Source organism: Terrabacter sp. 05T424, from assembly GCF_056396225.1.
On the sequence record NZ_JBFTLB010000001.1, the window covers coordinates 703,828 to 719,391 of the forward strand.

Sequence of the window (15,564 nt, forward strand, 5' to 3'; positions counted from 1 at the left end):
CCCATGGCTCGTGAGTTCACCAAGGTTGGCGTCATCGGACTCGGCACCATGGGTGCCGGCATCGTCGAGGTCTTCGCACGCAACGGCATCGACGTCGTTGCGGTCGAGGTCACCGACGAGGCGGTCGAGAAGGGCAGGGGGGTGCTCCAGCACTCGACCGACCGCGCCGTCTCGCGCGGCAAGCTCAGCGCCGACGACCAGGCCGCGCTGCACGACCGCGTGGAGTTCACGAGCGACATGGCCGACCTCAAGGAGTGCCAGCTCGTCGTCGAGGCCGTGCCCGAGCACCTCCACCTCAAGAAGGAGATCTTCGGCCGGCTCGACACCATCGTCAGCGACGACGCGATCCTCGCGACCAACACGAGCTCGCTGCCCGTGACCGAGATCGCCGTCGCCACGATCAACCCCAAGCGCGTCGTCGGCATGCACTTCTTCAACCCGGCCCCGGTGCTCCAGTTCGTCGAGGTCATCAAGACCGTCATCACGAGCGACGAGATCTTCGAGGACGTCAAGGCGCTCGCCGAGCGACTCGGCAAGAAGCCGGTCATCGTCGGCGACAAGGCCGGCTTCATCGCCAACGCCCTGCTCTTCGGCTATCTCAACCACGCGGTGTCGATGTACGAGAGCCGCTACGCGACGCGCGAGGACATCGACGCCGCGATGAAGCTCGGCTGCGGCTACCCGATGGGTCCGCTCGCCCTCATGGACCTCATCGGCCTCGACACCGCCTACGAGATCCTCGACACGATGTACAAGCAGGGGCGTGACCGCCTGCACGCGCCGAGCCCGATCATCAAGCAGATGGTCAGCGCCGGGCTCAAGGGCCGCAAGAGCGGCCGCGGCTTCTACACCTACGCCGAGCCCGGCAGCTCGCAGGTCGTCGACGACGCGCTCACGCCGAAGGGCGCCGAGGCCGGCGCCGAGGGCACCCGCTCGATCCGCACCGTCGGTGTCGTCGGCTCCGGCACGATGGCCACCGGCATGGTCGAGGTCTTCGCCAAGGCCGGCCTCGACGTGACGTTCGTGGCCCGCAGCGACGCCAAGGTCGAAGCGGTGCGCGGGGCGCTCGAGAAGAGCCTCGAGAAGGCCGTGCAGCGGGGCAAGGCCACCGAGGAGGAGCGCGACGCCGCGCTCGCCCGGGTGACCGGCACGACGCTCCTCGACGACCTGGCCCAGGCCGACCTCGTCGTGGAGGCCGTCGTCGAGGACCTCACGGTCAAGCGCGCACTCTTCGAGAACCTTGACGAGATCTGCCGCCCCGGCGCGATCCTCGCGACGACCACGAGCTCGCTGCCCGTGGTCGAGTGCGCGGCCGCGACGAAGCGGCCGCAGGACGTCATCGGCATGCACTTCTTCAACCCGGCGCAGGTGATGAAGCTCGTCGAGGTCGTGCACACGGTCTCGACCGCGCCCGACGTCGTCGCCACCGTGCAGGCGCTCTGCTCGACGATCGGCAAGCATGCCGTGACGTGCGGCGACCGGGCCGGTTTCATCGTCAACGCGCTGCTCTTCCCCTACCTCAACGACGCCGTGAAGATGCTCGAGGCCAACTACTCGACGGCCGACGACATCGACACCGCGATGAAGACCGGGTGTGGCCTGCCGATGGGGCCGTTCGAGCTGCTCGACGTCGTCGGTCTCGACGTGTCACTCGCCATCGAGCGCGAGCTGTACCTCGAGTTCCGCGAGCGCGGCTACGCGCCCGCGCCGCTGCTCGAGCACCTCGTCACCGCGGGCTACCTCGGCCGCAAGACGGGGCGTGGGTTCCGCACCTACGCCTGACACCTACGCTGGAGCCATGCCCTCGCGCCGTCGACCCAGCAAGCACGCGCGCGAGCACGTCCCTCTCGACGTGACGCGCATCCAGGGTGGGTCGACCCGCGAGGAGGCGTATGCCGGCACGCGCTGGACCGTGCGCGCGGTGAGCGGCGCGTCCGCCTCCCGGGCGTACCTGTGCCCCGGTTGCCAGCAGGACGTCACCCCAGGCGTGCCGCACGTCGTCGTGTGGCCGGCCGAGGGCGTCGGCGGCCTCGGCGACCGGCGGCACTGGCACACCGGGTGCTGGCAGAAGCGCGATGCCCGCCCACCGGGCAACGCCTACCGCTGAGGGACCTCACTCGTTCGGGGTCGTCTGCGACCCGTCACTGGTCGTCGACCCACGGACCCGCGTCAGGGGCGCGCGGCCAGGATCTGCTCACGCAGGATGTCCGCGTGTCCGCAGTGCTGGGCGAGCTCGCGCAGCATGTGGAGGTAGGCCCAGCGCAGTGGAAGTGGTCCGAGCCGGTGGCCCGGCAGGACGTCGTCGAGCCCGAGGGGCGCGGTCGCACGTCGGGATGCCTCGCAGGCGTCGTGGTGGGTGCGTGACACCGAGTCGACCGTGTCGGACTCGGTGAGCCGGAACGACTCGCTCGAGTCCTCGGGAATGCCGACCTCGGCGCGGGTGCGACCCGTCAGCGCGTGGTCGAACCACACCTTCTCGACGTAGGTCGCGTGCTTGACGAGTCCGAGCAGTGTGGTGGCCGAGGGCACGAGGGAGCGTCTGGCCTCCTCCTCGCTCAGCCCCTCCAGGGCTGCCCGGAGCGCCGTGCGGTGCTCGTCTATGAACGACTCCGTCTGGACCTTGGCCGGCTGCGCGATGACGTCGTCGTCGAACGTCGGGGGGTACGTCATTCCGCCGAGCCTGCCACGTCAGTGCCGCCGTTGCCGCGGAACCAGGACCTCCTCGTAGAGCAGCAGCGCTCCGGCCGCGAAGGGGATCGCGAGCAGGGCACCGAGGATGCCGAGCAGCGTGCCGCCCGCGAGGGCGGCGATCACCGTGACGGCGCCCGGGACGGCCACGGTGCGCTGCATGATGCGGGGCATCACCGCGTAGTTCTCGATCTGCTGGTAGACGACGAAGTAGATGATGACGATGAGCGCCTTCTTCGGCTCGTCGAAGAAGGCCACGATCGCCACGACCGAGGCACCCAGGGTCGCGCCGACCATCGGCACGAGCCCGAGGAAGCCGACCGCGACGGCCAGGACCGCCGCGAACCTCAGGCCGATGAGGCTCATCATGATCCAGGCGCAGAACGCGTTGATCGCCGCGACGACGACCTGCCCTATGGCGTACGACCCGACGCGCCGCATGACCTCCTCGGAGAGCGAGACCGTGCGCGGGCGTCGGCTCGCAGGGACGAGGGCGTAGGCCGCCTGCTTGACCGCGGGGAGCGAGGCGAGGAAGTAGAGGGTCAGCACGAGCACCGTCAGCACGCTGAAGACGCCCGAGGCGATGAGCTTGCCGGCGTCGAGCACGCCGCCGAAGATGCCGGCCCAGAGGTTGCCGTCGGCGACGCGACGGTTGACCTCCTCCTGGATGCGCTGCACGAGCTGGTAGCGGTGGTCGACCTCCTGCACCCACGGGTTGGCGAGCAGGTTGTCGAACATGCGCGGCGCGTTGGTGGCCAGCTCGCTGCCCTGCTCGGCCACCGGCGGGATGACGACCCACCCGACGAGCGTGAACACCGCGAGCACGCCCAGGAAGACGATGGTGACCGCCCACCCGCGTGAGACCCGACGACGGGTCAGCGCCTCGACGAGCGGGTTGAGCGACAGGGTCAGGAAGAGGGAGATGACGAGCAGGGAGATGACGGTGCCGAGGCGCCCGACGGCCTGCACGACGGCATACGCGGTGAGAACGCCGACCGCACCGACGAAGCCGACGTAGAAAGGGGACTGCCGGTTGAACGGGATGCCGCTCGGGCCGAAGTCGCGGCGTGCACCTTTGCGGCGCCCGTCGCGCTCGCCGTGCTCGGCGGCGTCGCCGTGCTCGGCGGCGTCGCCGTGCTCGGCGGCGTCCGCGCCGACAGCACCCGCCTCGCGTCCACGGGCGTACGCGTCGCCCGGACCGTTCGGGTGCTGCGTGGCGGGCTCGGTCTCGGGGGAGGCGGCGCGTTCGGCAGCACCGTCCTGACCGGGCTCCGTCGGCTCCGGCTCGGGACCGTCGAGGCCGAGGTCGCGGGCCAGGAAGGTGTCCATCCGGGCACGCTGGGCGCGGCGGTAGCGCGCCCAGCGTCCCCAGATGCTCACGGTCGCGAGCCTACGTCAGCCCGGCGACGATGCTCCCGACTCATTGGTCGGTCCGGCAGGGCAGGCCTACTGGTCCGCGAAACGGTTGATCGCCTTCTCGAAGCCGGCCCGCTTCTCGGGGTCGGTGATGCCGAGGCCCGCCTCGGGGGCCAGGGTCAGCACGCCGACCTTGCCCTGGTGGGCGTTCTGGTGGACGTCGAGCGCGGCCTGCCCGACCTCGTCGAGCGTGTACGTCCGCGAGAGGGTCGGGTGGATCAGGCCCCGGTTGACGAGCTCGTTGGCCTCCCACGCCTCGCGGTAGTTCGCGAAGTGCGAGCTGACGATGCGCTTGAGGTTCATCCACAGGTAGCGGTTGTCGTACTCGTGCATGTAGCCCGACGTCGAGGCACAGGTGACGATGGTGCCGCCCTTGCGCGCGACGTAGACGCTCGCACCGAAGGTCTCGCGGCCCGGGTGCTCGAAGACGATGTCGACGTCGTAGCCGCCGGTCAGCTCACGGATCTTCTTGCCGAACCGCTGCCACTCGCGGGGGTCCTGCTCGGTGCCCTCGGCGTTCCAGAACCGGTAGCCCTCGGCGTTGCGGTCGATGATCAGCTCGGCGCCCATCGAGCGGCAGATCTCGGCCTTCTCGGGCGAGGAGACGACGCAGATCGGGGTGGCGCCGCCGGCGAGTGCCATCTGTGTGGCGTACGACCCGAGCCCGCCGGAGGCGCCCCAGATGAGGACGCGGTCGCCGAGCTTCATCGCGGCGCCGTTCTTGCTGATGAGCTGGCGGTAGGCCGTCGAGTTCACGAGGCCGGGGGAGGCGGCCTCCTCCCATGACAGGTGACCAGGCTTGGGCATGAGCTGGTTGGCCTTGACGATCGCGAGCTCGGCGAGACCGCCGAAGTTCGTCTCGAAGCCCCAGATGCGCTGCTGGGGGTCCATCATCGTGTCGTTGTGACCCTCGGCGTCCTCGAGCTCGACCGACAGGCAGTGGGCCACGACCTCGGTGCCCGGCTTCCACTTCGTCACGCCGGGGCCGGTGCGCAGCACGACGCCGGCGAGGTCGGAGCCGACGACGTGGTAGGGCAGGTCGTGGCGCTTGGCGAACTCCGACGTGCGGCCGTAGCGCTCGAGGAAGCCGAACGTCGAGACCGGCTCGAAGATGGAGGTCCACACGGTGTTGTAGTTGATGGCGCTCGCCATCACTGCGACGAGAGCCTCGCCGGGCGCGAGCTCGGGCACCGGCACCTCGTCGATGTGGAGCGACTTGCGGGGGTCCTTGTCGCGGGTGGCGATCCCCTCGAACATCCCGACCTCGTCCTTGTGGACGGTGGCGCCCCGGTACGTCTTCGGGATCTCGATGGTCGCGTAGGTCTCCTGGGTGCGGTCGCCGGAGAGGATGGCGTCGCGGATGGCCTGCATGGAAGGTCCTTACGTCGCAGCGTCATTGGTGGTTCGAGGCAGTGTCGAGCCAGTCCGTGGTGCCACCGAACGTAGCGAGACGTGACCCGCGGGTAGCCCGTTCTGAGACGGCCACCACAGGTGACCTGGGTCACGAGCGCCGGCAAGGGTCGGGCAGGTGGTCCGAGGAGCCGCCAGAGGGCGTATGCCGTGTGGTCGCGCCACGTGGTCACCGCCGCGCCGCCGTGGTCACGGCCACATCCACGGGTACGGTCGGCGCGTGCGACGACTGACGGTGGGCGTGGCGTGCTGGCTCGCGCAGCCGGCCTACCTGCTCACCGAGCTCCTCGTCGCGGCCGGCGCCTCGGCGGCATACTCCCTGCGGGAGGACACGATCAGTGCGCTGGGGATGCTCACCTGCTCACCGGGCCACGCGGGGTCGCCCGTCGACGTGTGCTCGCCCGGGCACGTGGGGATGAACGCGGCCTTCGTCGTCTTCGGCCTGCTCAGGGCGACGGGTGCCGCGCTCGTGCGGCCGGCGCTCGGTGCCGGGCGGTGGGCGACGGCGGCAGTCACGCTGTGGGTCGTCTCGGCGCTCGCGGCCGCGGCCGTCGGTCTGGTGCCGGTGGACCAGCAGCCGGGCTGGCACGTCGTCGCCGCGCTGCCCGTCTTCGTGCTGCAGCCGCTCGCCGTCCTCGTGACGGCCGTGGCGCTGCGGCGGTCAGGGGCCGTGACACGCGCGCTGTCTGACTCGGGCCTCGTGGTCGGCGGGCTGACCCTCGCTGCGGCTGCCGGTTTCGGCCTGCGCCTCGGTGGCGCGACGTGGGTGGGTGGCCTGGAGCGTCTGGCCCTGTGGCCCGCCTACCCGTGGCTCGCGGTGGTGGCGCTCGCGCTGGCGGTCAGCAGGGTGGAGACCGTGACGAAGGTGTAGCCGTCGTCACGGAGCCGGCGGATGATCGCGGGCAGTCGGTCGACGGTGACCAGGCGGTCCTGCGACCCCGTGTCGTGGGCGAGCACGATGGAGCCCGGCCGCACCTGCCCGGCGATGTCCTCGACGATGCCGTCCGGCCTGTCGGTGACGAGGTCCTCGCGCGCCTGGGCGGACCACAGGACGGTCGTCAGCTGCGCCTCCGCGGCAGCGAGCAGGGCGGCGCCGCCGACGTGCCCGTAGGGCGGTCGGAAGAGCGTGGGGGCGACGCCGTACGTCTCCTTCATGAGGCGGCTGGTGCGCTCGATCTCGTCGCGGCACCCGGACCAGTCACGCCGCCCCAGGTCGGGGTGGTCGAAGGTGTGGTTGGCCAGCTCGTGGCGTCCGACGCTCTCGCGGTGCAGGTCGCCGTGGTCGCGCACGTTGCGGCCGAGGCAGAAGAACGTGGCAGGCACGTCCTGGGCCGCGAGCGCCGCGAGCACGCGCGGCGTCCAGTCGGGGTGCGGACCGTCGTCGAAGGTCAGTGCGACGTGGCGCTCGGTGCCCGAGCCCGCCCAGACGACCGATCCCGCTGTCGCTGCCGGCGTGGACCGGTCCGGACGGATCGCGCTGACGGGGCTGCCGTAGAAGGGGAGCGGGGTGTCCTGGTCGAGGTGTTCCTTGAGGCGGACGGCGCCCACCGCGCCTGTTGCACCGACCGCTGCCCCGGCTGCCGCGGTCAGGGCCTGCCGACGTGTCACCTCCATGGCAGCCGATGCTACGGGCCGGCCGGCCGAACCTCGGGCGTGCGGGCTTGTCGCGTGACACACTGGCGCCCGGTCCACGGGGAGCTCGGACCGTGATCGAGGGGAGGTGCGCGTGCGACGTGCCGTGCTGGGTGCCCTGGCCGCGGTGGTCGTGGCCGGCTGCGGCCTGGTGCCCCGGCTCACGCACGAGGAGCCCCTTCCGGTGCTGCGCAACGATGCCGGTTGGCGGGCGCGGTCCGTTCTCGCCCCGACGGCGCTCGGCGCGCGGCTGGTCGACCCGGTGGCGGAGGCGGTCTGGCTCGCCGACGGGACGCTGCCCGCCGCCGGACCGCGCACGGACGTCACGGCGCAGGCACTGCGAGACCTCCACGCCCTGACCCGCCCGAACGGCGCCGTCGCGGCCGGGCCCGACGGGCCGTGGGCGTACGCGTGGCCGCGGGACTCCGCGTTCGTGGCCGTCGCCTACGCCGAGACGGGGCACGCGGCCGACGCCCAGCGCGTGCTCGGCTTCCTCGCGCGGGTCCAGCTCGCGGACGGAGGCTTCGAGGCCCGCTACCGGCTCGACGGGTCGGGGCCGCCGGACTCCCGTCCGCGTCAGACCGACGGCGCCGGGTGGGCGCTATGGTCGCTCGATCGGGTCCGAGCCGCGAGCCCCGGCCGGGTGCTGGCGCCGGCCCTCCGGGGCCTGCGCGACCGCGCGTTCGCCTTCTCCATGGCGCAGACCGACGGAGGCAGGCGGCTACCGGCGGTGTCTCCCGACTACTGGGAGGTGTCAGAACGAGGGGTCACCCTGGGCACGGCCGCGCCGCTGGCGTCCGGACTCGAGGCGGCGTCCCGGACGTTCGCCGCGGAGGACGACTCCGGACGGGCCGCGCTGGCGGCACGGGCGGCGAGGGGCCTGCGGGCCCTGATCCGGTCGGAGTTCGGGCCCGACTACGAGCGGCACGGTCGCACCGGAGGGCTCGACGCCGGGGTGGCGATGCTCATGCCGCCCTTCGCCGACCTCGGCGACGACTCGGCTGAGCGCGCCTGGGCCCGCTACCCGGTCCTCGCGCTGCGAAGCGCCGGCGGGCTGGCCCCCGGCGTCGGGTGGAAGGGTGACGGTGTCTCGTGGACCCCCGAGACGGCGATGGTCGCCTACACCGCGGCGGCGTCGGGTCACCCGCTCGTCGCCGAGCACTGGATGACCTGGCTGGACCGCCACTGCACGAGCTGGGGGAGCCTGCCCGAGAAGGTCCTGCCCGACGGCAGCCCCGCCGGGCCGGCACCGCTCGCCTGGACGGCCGCACTGGTCGTGCTGACCGAGAGCGAGCTCGCCGCCCGAAGGGCCGACGTCGACGGGTCAGTGGGCGGCTGAGGCCGAGGGCTCGACGAGCTCGACGAGGACGCCGCCGGCGTCCTTCGGGTGGATGAAGTTGACCCGGCTGTCGCTCGTGCCGCGCTTCGGGGTGTCGTAGAGCAGCCGGAGGCCACGCTCGCGCAGCGTCGCGCACACGGCGTCGATGTCGGCCACGCGGTAGGCGAGCTGCTGCATGCCCGGCCCGCTGCGGTCGATGAACTTGGCGATCGTCGACTCGGGAGAGAGAGGAGCGAGCAGCTGGATGCACGACCCGGAGTCACCGACGCCCATCATCGCCTCGCGAACGCCCTGCTCGTCGTTGGTCTCCTCGTGGAGCATCGTCATTCCGTACTTCTCCTCGTAGAACGCGATGGCCGCGTCGAGGTCGGGCACGGCGATGCCGACGTGGTCGATGTGGGTGAAGAGGGGGTCGGGAGTCGCGCTCATGGTCCCAACGTAGGGCGGCCACACGGCATACGGCCGGGGTATGCCGTGTGCGCTTGGTCATGCTGGTCCGGGGGCCTCGCGGGGCGCGACTAGAGTTGACGGCGACATCCCCAATGACGTCGGAAGAGGCTCCACCCATGACTGCTGACCGTCCCACCTCCGTGATCGTCGCGGGCGCCCGCACCCCCATGGGTCGGCTGCTCGGCTCGCTCAAGGACTTCTCCGGATCGGACCTCGGTGGCGTCGCCATCAAGGGCGCCCTCGAGAAGGCGGGCGTCGCCCCAGAGCAGGTCGAGTACGTCATCATGGGCCAGGTGCTGCAGGCCGGCGCCGGACAGATCCCGGCCCGTCAGGCCGCGCATGCCGCGGGCATCCCGATGACCGTTCCGGCGCTGACCATCAACAAGGTCTGCCTCTCGGGCATCAACGCCATCGCCATGGCCGACCAGCTCATCCGCGCAGGTGAGTTCGACGTCGTCGTCGCCGGCGGCCAGGAGTCGATGACCAACGCACCGCACCTCATGACGAAGTCGCGCGAGGGCTACAAGTACGGCGACGTGACGATGCGAGACCACATGGCCTTCGACGGTCTCTGGGACGCGTTCACCGACCAGGCGATGGGGCTGCTCACCGAGCAGGCCAACACCGGCTCGCAGGCGTTCACGCGCGAGGAGCAGGACGAGTTCTCCGCCCGCTCGCACCAGCTCGCGGCCAAGGCCTGGAAGGACGGCCTCTTCGACGACGAGGTCGTCTCCGTCGCGATCCCGCAGCGCAAGGGGGACCCGATCGAGTTCAAGAATGACGAGGGCATCCGCGCCGACACCACGGCCGCCTCGCTCTCGGGGCTGCGCCCGGCGTTCAGCAAGGACGGCACGATCACGGCCGGTTCGGCGTCGCAGATCTCCGACGGCGCCGCTGCGGTGGTCGTCATGAGCAAGGCGAAGGCCGAGGAGCTCGGCCTGACGTGGATCGCCGAGATCGGCGCCCACGGCGTGGTGGCCGGCCCCGACTCCACGCTGCAGCAGCAGCCGGCCCGGGCGATCGCGCGGGCGTGCGAGAAGGAGGGCATCACGCCCGCCGACCTCGACCTCGTCGAGATCAACGAGGCGTTCGCGGCCGTCGGTCTCGCGTCCGCCAAGGAGCTCGGCATCGACGTCGACAAGGTCAACGTCAACGGCGGCGCCATCGCGCTCGGCCACCCGATCGGCATGTCCGGCGCCCGCATCGCGCTGCACCTCGCGCTCGAGCTCAAGCGCCGAGGTGGCGGTGTCGGCGCGGCCGCTCTCTGCGGCGGCGGGGGCCAGGGCGACGCCCTCATCGTCCGCGTGCCTGCGTCCGCCTGACGCGCACCTCTCCGTAGCCGCGTGGCACGCCGGTCCGTCGACGTCCCCGCCCTGGTCGAGTCGGCCAGGGCGGGCTCGCCGCGCGCTGTCGCACGTCTCATCTCGCTCGTCGAGGACGGCCACCCGGCGTTGCGCGAGGTGATGGCCGCCCTTGCGCCACACGCTGGTTCGGCGTGGGTCATCGGTCTCACGGGCTCGCCGGGCGTCGGAAAGTCCACGACGACAACGGCACTCGTCGGTGCCTTCCGTGAGCGGGGTCTTCGGGTCGGGGTCCTCGCCGTCGATCCGTCGTCGCCCTTCTCCGGAGGTGCGCTCCTCGGCGACCGCATCCGCATGCAGGACCACGTGCTCGACCCGGAGGTCTACATCCGTTCGATGGCCTCGCGCGGGCACCTCGGTGGTCTGTCGTGGACGACGCCGCAGGCGATCCGCGTGCTCGATGCCGCCGGTTGCGACGTGGTGCTCGTCGAGACCGTGGGCGTGGGGCAGTCCGAGGTCGAGGTCGCGGGTCTCGCCGACACGTCGGTCGTGCTGCTTGCCCCGGGCATGGGCGACGGCATCCAGGCGGCCAAGGCGGGCATCCTCGAGATCGGAGACGTCTTCGTCGTCAACAAGGCCGACCGCGACGGCGCCGACGCGACGGTGCGCGACCTGCGGCACATGATCTCGCTCGGCGACCGCACCGAGCCCGGCCTGTGGCGCCCGCCGGTCGTGAAAGCCGTTGCGGCACAGAAGGTCGGCATCGACGAGGTGATGGAGGCGCTCGACAAGCACCGGGCGCACGTGGAGGAGACCGGCGAGCTGGCTCGTCGCCGCGAGCGGCGGGCGGCCGACGAGATCGAGACCATCGCGCTCGCCACCCTGCGTTCGCGTCTCGGCGACCTCGGCGGGCGCGAGAGCGTGCTGGCGCTGGCGGGCGAGGTGCTCGCCGGCACCACCGACCCGTATGCCGCCGCCGACCGTCTCGTCGGGCAGATCGGTTCCTGAGCGCGCCTCGTCCGGCCCGCTCGGTCCGCCCCGACACACGAAGTGTGCGGCGTCGGACTGCATCGTGCTCAGGCAGCAGCAGCTGATCGAACTTGTTGTGTCGCGCGGGCCTTTGCCTCGGCGCGCACGAGCACGGAGCGGACCCACTCCTGCTGGAACATGACCTGTTCGTAGGCGAACCGGTACACGTCCCACGATCCCAGGACCAGCTTGTCGTAGCGCCAGCAGTCGGTCACGAGCTGCCTTCTCCGGGTGTGGAACTCGTGGCTGTCGGCCTCCAGGACGATGCCCAGGTGGCGTCGACGAGGTCTGGTGTCACGCGTACGCCACCGGCGAGCGCGATGCCCACCTGTGGGTGTACGTCGAGTCCGGCGACGTCGAGCGCGATCGCGCGCAGCACGGACTCGAAGGGGTTCGCTGCCTTCGCCGACGCCGAGGCGAGCACGCGTACGACGCGCGGGCGCCCGGGGCCGTGCACCGACCCGGCTGCTCGCGCCAGGTCAGCGGGCCGGACCGCGCGTGACCGCAGGGCAGAGTCGGCGATGGCAAGGGCCTCGTCGAACGGCAGGTGTCGCGCGCAGTCCACGATCGTGCGCAACGGTGAGGTGACGCCCAGGGCGACATCGTCGTCAGCGAGGCGCGACGTCAGAATCGAGACCCGACGGCGGGCGTCGCCCGTGATCTTCCGGCCCGGTGGCACCGTGACCTCGGGAAGCGGTGGAACCGTCTTGACCTTCCACCCGTGCGCCAAGGCGGCCGACCGCAGCGAGACCACCGCGCTGAGCTCGTGGGCGAGGGCGCGCGCCGTGTCGACCTCGGGCAGGACGTAGCGCCCGACACGGGGGCGACGGATGCGCCCCGTCTCCACGGCCTGCCGCAGGCGGCGCTTCGTCACGAGCTGCCGCAGCTCGGCACGAGTCGCGGTGCCACCCAGCCTCCGGACCGCCTCGACGGGTTCCATCCGGACAGCCTCCCGGGGCGGCGGGCCATCCCGCGCGCGTCGTCCACAGGCCACGGGAACACACCAACCCGGAGCCCGAGGCGGCCGTGGCTGCTCGACGGGCGGAGCCGGCGCCGGGTTGGTGTGTCGCGAGGGCCGGCGCGCCCGGGGGACGCGGCGGGCATACGTAAACCTGTTGTCGACAGGGGCGCACCGGTGTCACCTTCGTGGGATGGACATCATCCCGCTCGACCGTGACGACGACGTCATGCTCAAAGGGCTCTTCGGCGTGGCCACCCGCAGCGAGGCGGCTTCGCGCGTGCAGCCGATCCAGCGCTCCGAGGACGAGTTCCTCAAGATGGTGCGCTTCTCGTTCCCGGGCGAGCGCGAGGAGGGAGCGGTCGCGATCGTCGATGGCTCTCCCGTGGGCTGGTCACGGGTCTTCTTCCCCGAGCGCGACAACCTCGACAAGTGCTGGAACCACCTGGAGGTCGACCCGGAGCACCGCGGCCGCGGCGTCGGCTCGGCCCTGCTCGAGTGGACGGAGGAGCGCGCCCGCGCCGCGGGCCGGGACATGCTCCTGAGCGAGGTCTTCGTCCCCGTCGGCGACCGCGAGTCGCACGCCGACCGCGAGTTCGCACTGCAGCGTGGGTATGCCGTCTCGAGCGTCGAGATCGTCCGCTCCCTCCCGCTCCCGGTCGCAGCCGACATCCTCGACGAGCACCGGCAGCGCTCCGCTGACGCGATGGGCGACGGGTTCGAGGTGAGCGTCCACGTCGGCGGCGTCCCCGAAGAGCTGCGCCAGGGCGTGTGCGACGCGTCGAACCGGCTCATCCTCGACGCGCCCACGGGTGACGTGGAGTTCGAGCCCGAGTCCCAGACGGTCGAGGACTACGAGACGATGCTCGAGCACCTCCGGGACACGGGCCGCACCATCATCACGGCCGTCGCCCTTCATCGGGAGAGTGGTGTCGTCGCCGCCTACACCGACCTTTCGGTGCCTGCCGGCGATCCCGACATCGTCTTCCAGTGGGGCACGCTCGTGCTGCCCGAGTTCCGCGGTCACCGTCTCGGCATGGCGGTCAAGGTCGCGAACCTCGACCAGCTCGCCCGCGTCGCTCCCGAACGCCGGTCGGTCCAGACCATGAACGACGAGCAGAACCCGTGGATGGTGCAGATCAACAAGGACCTCGGCTTCGAGATCATCGAAGAGGCGCTCTCGATGAAGAAGGCGTTCTGACGGCACGCGGCGCCAGGCGCGACGGGGGCGCAGGGCGACGGCGGGGGCACGCAGCGGGCGGCATACGGTGGGGACCATGCTGATCGCCTTTTCCGTCGCCCCCACCGTCGCGGCCGATGACACCGGCTCTGTGAGCGAGGCCGTCGCCCGCGCCATCCGCGTCGTGCGCGACTCCGGTCTGCCGCACCGCACGGACGCCATGTTCACGACGATCGAAGGGGAGTGGGACGAGTGCATGGCTGTCGTGAAGTCGTGCTGCGACGTGCTGGCGCAGAGCTCACCGCGTGTCGGGCTCGTGCTCAAGGCGGACATCCGGCCGGGCTTCACGGGCGAGCTCGACGGCAAGCTCGAGCGGCTCGAGGATGCCCTCGACCGTCAGCGAGATGAGTGAGACTTCCGAATCCGACTGGCAGCTGAGGGCGCTCACGCTCGACGACTGTGACGAGCTCGGCCGCGTGCACATGGCCGTCTGGCGTGACGCGGACGCCGGGATCATGCCGGCCGCCTACCTCGCCGGCCTCAGCGACGAACGGTGCGCCGACAACTGGCGGGCCGTTGCTGCGCGACCCTCGGACCCCCTGTCTCGCACGCTCGTCGTCGTGGACGGCCGAGGGCGCCTGGCCGGCTTCGGCAGCGGCGGCCCGAGCCGCGACGACGACGCCCCCACGGCGTGGGAGCTGTATGCCGTGAACCTCGCGGCGAGTGCGCGGGGCACCGGCGTCGCCGACCGCCTCCTCGACGAGCTCCTCGGTGACCGTGACGCGACCCTCTGGGTGGTCGTGGCCAACGCGCGCGCGCGCAGCTTCTACGCACGGCGTGGGTTCGTCGACGAGGGCGGGCGCGCCGAGCACCCCGGCACCGGTACCCCGGAGATGCGGATGGTGCGACGAGCCACCGCTGCAACGCCTGGTCGGGTGTCTTGAGATCCACGGGTGGGGAGGGCAGAGCGGGCATTGCGGACGAACGGCAGGCGGCGAACTGGCGAGTAATTTCCCTCCTCCCGCACGACTCGCGCCCGCAATGTCCTGGATTGCCCCCGGACGCGCATTTCGGCGGATTGGGGCTGCAGGCACCCTGCGCCGTATCGTGGGGCGCGGTCGAGCCCACTCGGCCACATCCCCTTGCACCATCGAAAGGCCCTCCCATGCCCCGCCCCGCGATGCGACGTGCCCTGGCCGCCGTGCTCGCCTCCGCTGCGCTCCTCTCGGCCTGCACCGGCAACTCCGACGACGGCACCGACGGCACCGGTGCGTCGGCCACCCCCGTGGTCGCCCCTGATGCTGCCGCGACGACGGCGTCCTCGGCCGTGGCGGCCGCCGCGTCCTCGTCGCTCGACGCCACTGCCGCCGGGACCGCCGCGCGCGCCAAGGCCTTCGCCGGTGTCGCGCTCGAGTCCGCAAACGCGTACGCGAAGACGCTCCCGGGGCGCACCGCGGCAGAAAAGGCCGAGGCAGAGCTGGCGACGACGGGCGTGAAGGTGCTCGCGATCTCGCGTGAGGGCGACAACCCCAAGCAGATCCTGGCCCAGACAACGCTCAAGAAGACCGGGGCGGCGGTGCTCGTGCTGCTCGTCGACCAGTCCGGCGCCTTCAAGGCGGCCGCGGTCACGCCGATGCTGCCCGACGCGAAGCTCGACGCGCTCGACCCGACGACCGACGGCTCGCCCGCGGTCGCGAAGGGCAAGGGCCTCGTCGCCACCCCCGACGACGTGCTCGCCGCGTTCGCCGCATCCGTGAAGTTCCCCAAGCCCACCGCGAGCAAGGTGCTGGCCGCAGATCCGCTCTCGGAGCAGCTGCGCCAGTCGGCGCTCGCCCAGTCGCAGGCCCTCAAGAACCAGGGTGCCTTCACGCAGGAGCACGACCCCAAGGGCGTCATCGGCGGCCTGCGCCTCAAGGACGGCAACGGCGCGATCGTCTTCGGCCACCTCGTGCGTCACGACGCCATCGCGATGCGCACGCCGCTCAAGCTCACCCCGGCCAAGGACCTCACCCTCCTGACCGGCATCAAGCAGATCACCACCGAGGCCGACCTCACCTCGAACGAGGTCGTCGCCATCGTCATCCCCGCGTCTGGACAGGCTCGCGTCGTCGCGGCCTCGGACCAGCTCGTCGCCGGCTCGGGTCGGTGAGGCAGGATTGAT

At 71.4% G+C, this 15,564-nt stretch carries 17 protein-coding genes; 10 read left to right on the plus strand and 7 right to left on the minus strand.

The window, feature by feature from the left end; translation table 11 throughout:
• The first annotated feature begins 3 nt into the window (after positions 1-3).
• Both AC1DE0_RS03280 and AC1DE0_RS03285 read left to right on the plus strand, forming a co-directional pair.
• On the plus strand, positions 4-1,782 hold the full coding sequence (locus AC1DE0_RS03280) for a 3-hydroxyacyl-CoA dehydrogenase family protein (RefSeq protein WP_478097063.1): 1,779 nt from the start codon (positions 4-6) through the stop codon (positions 1,780-1,782).
• 16 nt (positions 1,783-1,798) lie between these two features.
• Positions 1,799-2,107 (plus strand): hypothetical protein, encoded by a 309-nt coding sequence (locus AC1DE0_RS03285; protein WP_478097065.1) that lies wholly within the window; start codon positions 1,799-1,801, stop codon positions 2,105-2,107.
• 62 nt (positions 2,108-2,169) lie between these two features.
• Here the strand turns inward: AC1DE0_RS03285 and AC1DE0_RS03290 are convergent, their stop codons facing one another.
• The 3 genes from AC1DE0_RS03290 to ccrA all read right to left on the minus strand — a co-directional run bounded on the left by AC1DE0_RS03290 (position 2,170) and on the right by ccrA (position 5,475).
• Entirely contained in the window at positions 2,170-2,670 is a 501-nt protein-coding gene (locus AC1DE0_RS03290; protein WP_478097068.1) for a DinB family protein, read from the minus strand.
• An 18-nt stretch (positions 2,671-2,688) separates the two neighbouring features.
• Positions 2,689-4,068 (minus strand): AI-2E family transporter, encoded by a 1,380-nt coding sequence (locus tag AC1DE0_RS03295; RefSeq protein ID WP_478097070.1) that lies wholly within the window; start codon positions 4,066-4,068, stop codon positions 2,689-2,691.
• 66 nt (positions 4,069-4,134) lie between these two features.
• Positions 4,135-5,475 (minus strand): crotonyl-CoA carboxylase/reductase, encoded by a 1,341-nt coding sequence (gene ccrA / locus AC1DE0_RS03300; RefSeq protein ID WP_478097072.1) that lies wholly within the window; start codon positions 5,473-5,475, stop codon positions 4,135-4,137.
• A gap of 259 nt (positions 5,476-5,734) precedes the next feature.
• Here ccrA and AC1DE0_RS03305 point away from each other — a divergent pair, with 259 nt between their 5' ends.
• The gene (locus AC1DE0_RS03305) at positions 5,735-6,385 is read left to right on the plus strand and encodes a DUF998 domain-containing protein (protein WP_478097074.1); all 651 of its coding nucleotides are present in this window, start codon (positions 5,735-5,737) and stop codon (positions 6,383-6,385) included.
• On the opposite strand, the gene AC1DE0_RS03310 is transcribed toward AC1DE0_RS03305, so the two are convergent.
• Entirely contained in the window at positions 6,316-7,128 is an 813-nt protein-coding gene (locus AC1DE0_RS03310; protein WP_478097076.1) for a polysaccharide deacetylase family protein, read from the minus strand. The two genes, AC1DE0_RS03305 and AC1DE0_RS03310, sit on opposite strands and share 70 nt — an antisense overlap.
• A gap of 112 nt (positions 7,129-7,240) precedes the next feature.
• Here AC1DE0_RS03310 and AC1DE0_RS03315 point away from each other — a divergent pair, with 112 nt between their 5' ends.
• Positions 7,241-8,485 (plus strand): glycoside hydrolase family 15, encoded by a 1,245-nt coding sequence (locus tag AC1DE0_RS03315; RefSeq protein WP_478097078.1) that lies wholly within the window; start codon positions 7,241-7,243, stop codon positions 8,483-8,485.
• Here AC1DE0_RS03315 and mce read toward each other — a convergent pair.
• The gene (mce, locus tag AC1DE0_RS03320) at positions 8,471-8,914 is read right to left on the minus strand and encodes a methylmalonyl-CoA epimerase (protein WP_478097080.1); all 444 of its coding nucleotides are present in this window, start codon (positions 8,912-8,914) and stop codon (positions 8,471-8,473) included. The two genes, AC1DE0_RS03315 and mce, sit on opposite strands and share 15 nt — an antisense overlap.
• Before the next feature lie 137 nt (positions 8,915-9,051).
• On the opposite strand from mce, the gene AC1DE0_RS03325 reads away from it, so the two are divergent.
• Positions 9,052-10,257 carry an acetyl-CoA C-acetyltransferase gene (locus tag AC1DE0_RS03325; RefSeq protein WP_478097082.1) on the plus strand — a complete coding sequence of 402 codons (1,206 nt, stop codon included), beginning with the start codon at positions 9,052-9,054 and terminating at the stop codon, positions 10,255-10,257.
• Positions 10,258-10,278: 21 nt separating this feature from the next.
• A complete protein-coding gene (meaB, locus tag AC1DE0_RS03330; protein WP_478097084.1) occupies positions 10,279-11,244 on the plus strand; it encodes a methylmalonyl Co-A mutase-associated GTPase MeaB in 966 nt (321 codons plus the stop codon).
• 68 nt (positions 11,245-11,312) lie between these two features.
• On the opposite strand, the gene AC1DE0_RS03335 is transcribed toward meaB, so the two are convergent.
• Together AC1DE0_RS03335 and AC1DE0_RS03340 are read right to left on the minus strand one after the other, a co-directional pair.
• A complete protein-coding gene (locus tag AC1DE0_RS03335) occupies positions 11,313-11,480 on the minus strand; it encodes a hypothetical protein (RefSeq protein ID WP_478097086.1) in 168 nt (55 codons plus the stop codon).
• Complete coding sequence (locus tag AC1DE0_RS03340) at positions 11,477-12,205, minus strand: type IV toxin-antitoxin system AbiEi family antitoxin domain-containing protein (protein WP_478097088.1); 729 nt, start codon at positions 12,203-12,205, stop codon at positions 11,477-11,479. The genes AC1DE0_RS03335 and AC1DE0_RS03340 overlap by 4 nt, the downstream gene beginning before the upstream one ends.
• A gap of 211 nt (positions 12,206-12,416) precedes the next feature.
• Between AC1DE0_RS03340 and AC1DE0_RS03345 the strand changes: the two genes are divergently transcribed.
• From AC1DE0_RS03345 to AC1DE0_RS03360, 4 genes are all read left to right on the plus strand, one after another.
• The gene (locus AC1DE0_RS03345; protein WP_478097090.1) at positions 12,417-13,424 is read left to right on the plus strand and encodes an N-acetyltransferase family protein; all 1,008 of its coding nucleotides are present in this window, start codon (positions 12,417-12,419) and stop codon (positions 13,422-13,424) included.
• Positions 13,425-13,500: 76 nt separating this feature from the next.
• Positions 13,501-13,815, plus strand: coding sequence for a thiamine-binding protein (locus tag AC1DE0_RS03350; RefSeq protein ID WP_478097092.1), 315 nt, complete (start codon positions 13,501-13,503; stop codon positions 13,813-13,815).
• Positions 13,808-14,347, plus strand: a complete 540-nt coding sequence (locus tag AC1DE0_RS03355; RefSeq protein ID WP_478097094.1) for an N-acetyltransferase family protein — start codon at positions 13,808-13,810, stop codon at positions 14,345-14,347. The genes AC1DE0_RS03350 and AC1DE0_RS03355 overlap by 8 nt, the downstream gene beginning before the upstream one ends.
• 221 nt (positions 14,348-14,568) lie before the next feature.
• Positions 14,569-15,552, plus strand: a complete 984-nt coding sequence (locus tag AC1DE0_RS03360) for a hypothetical protein (RefSeq protein ID WP_478097096.1) — start codon at positions 14,569-14,571, stop codon at positions 15,550-15,552.
• Positions 15,553-15,564: the final 12 nt, after the last annotated feature.

Bases quoted from the DNA above. Each gene is read 5' to 3' on its own strand.
- AC1DE0_RS03360 (WP_478097096.1), top strand. From the start codon at position 14,569: ATGCCCCGCCCCGCGATGCGACGTGCCCTGGCCGCCGTGCTCGCCTCC.
- AC1DE0_RS03340 (WP_478097088.1), bottom strand. From the start codon at position 12,205: ATGGAACCCGTCGAGGCGGTCCGGAGGCTGGGTGGCACCGCGACTCGT.
- AC1DE0_RS03325 (WP_478097082.1), top strand. From the start codon at position 9,052: ATGACTGCTGACCGTCCCACCTCCGTGATCGTCGCGGGCGCCCGCACC.
- AC1DE0_RS03310 (WP_478097076.1), bottom strand. From the start codon at position 7,128: ATGGAGGTGACACGTCGGCAGGCCCTGACCGCGGCAGCCGGGGCAGCG.
- AC1DE0_RS03280 (WP_478097063.1), top strand. From the start codon at position 4: ATGGCTCGTGAGTTCACCAAGGTTGGCGTCATCGGACTCGGCACCATG.
- AC1DE0_RS03290 (WP_478097068.1), bottom strand. From the start codon at position 2,670: ATGACGTACCCCCCGACGTTCGACGACGACGTCATCGCGCAGCCGGCC.
- mce (WP_478097080.1), bottom strand. From the start codon at position 8,914: ATGAGCGCGACTCCCGACCCCCTCTTCACCCACATCGACCACGTCGGC.
- ccrA (WP_478097072.1), bottom strand. From the start codon at position 5,475: ATGCAGGCCATCCGCGACGCCATCCTCTCCGGCGACCGCACCCAGGAG.
- AC1DE0_RS03345 (WP_478097090.1), top strand. From the start codon at position 12,417: ATGGACATCATCCCGCTCGACCGTGACGACGACGTCATGCTCAAAGGG.
- AC1DE0_RS03350 (WP_478097092.1), top strand. From the start codon at position 13,501: ATGCTGATCGCCTTTTCCGTCGCCCCCACCGTCGCGGCCGATGACACC.
- AC1DE0_RS03285 (WP_478097065.1), top strand. From the start codon at position 1,799: ATGCCCTCGCGCCGTCGACCCAGCAAGCACGCGCGCGAGCACGTCCCT.
- AC1DE0_RS03355 (WP_478097094.1), top strand. From the start codon at position 13,808: ATGAGTGAGACTTCCGAATCCGACTGGCAGCTGAGGGCGCTCACGCTC.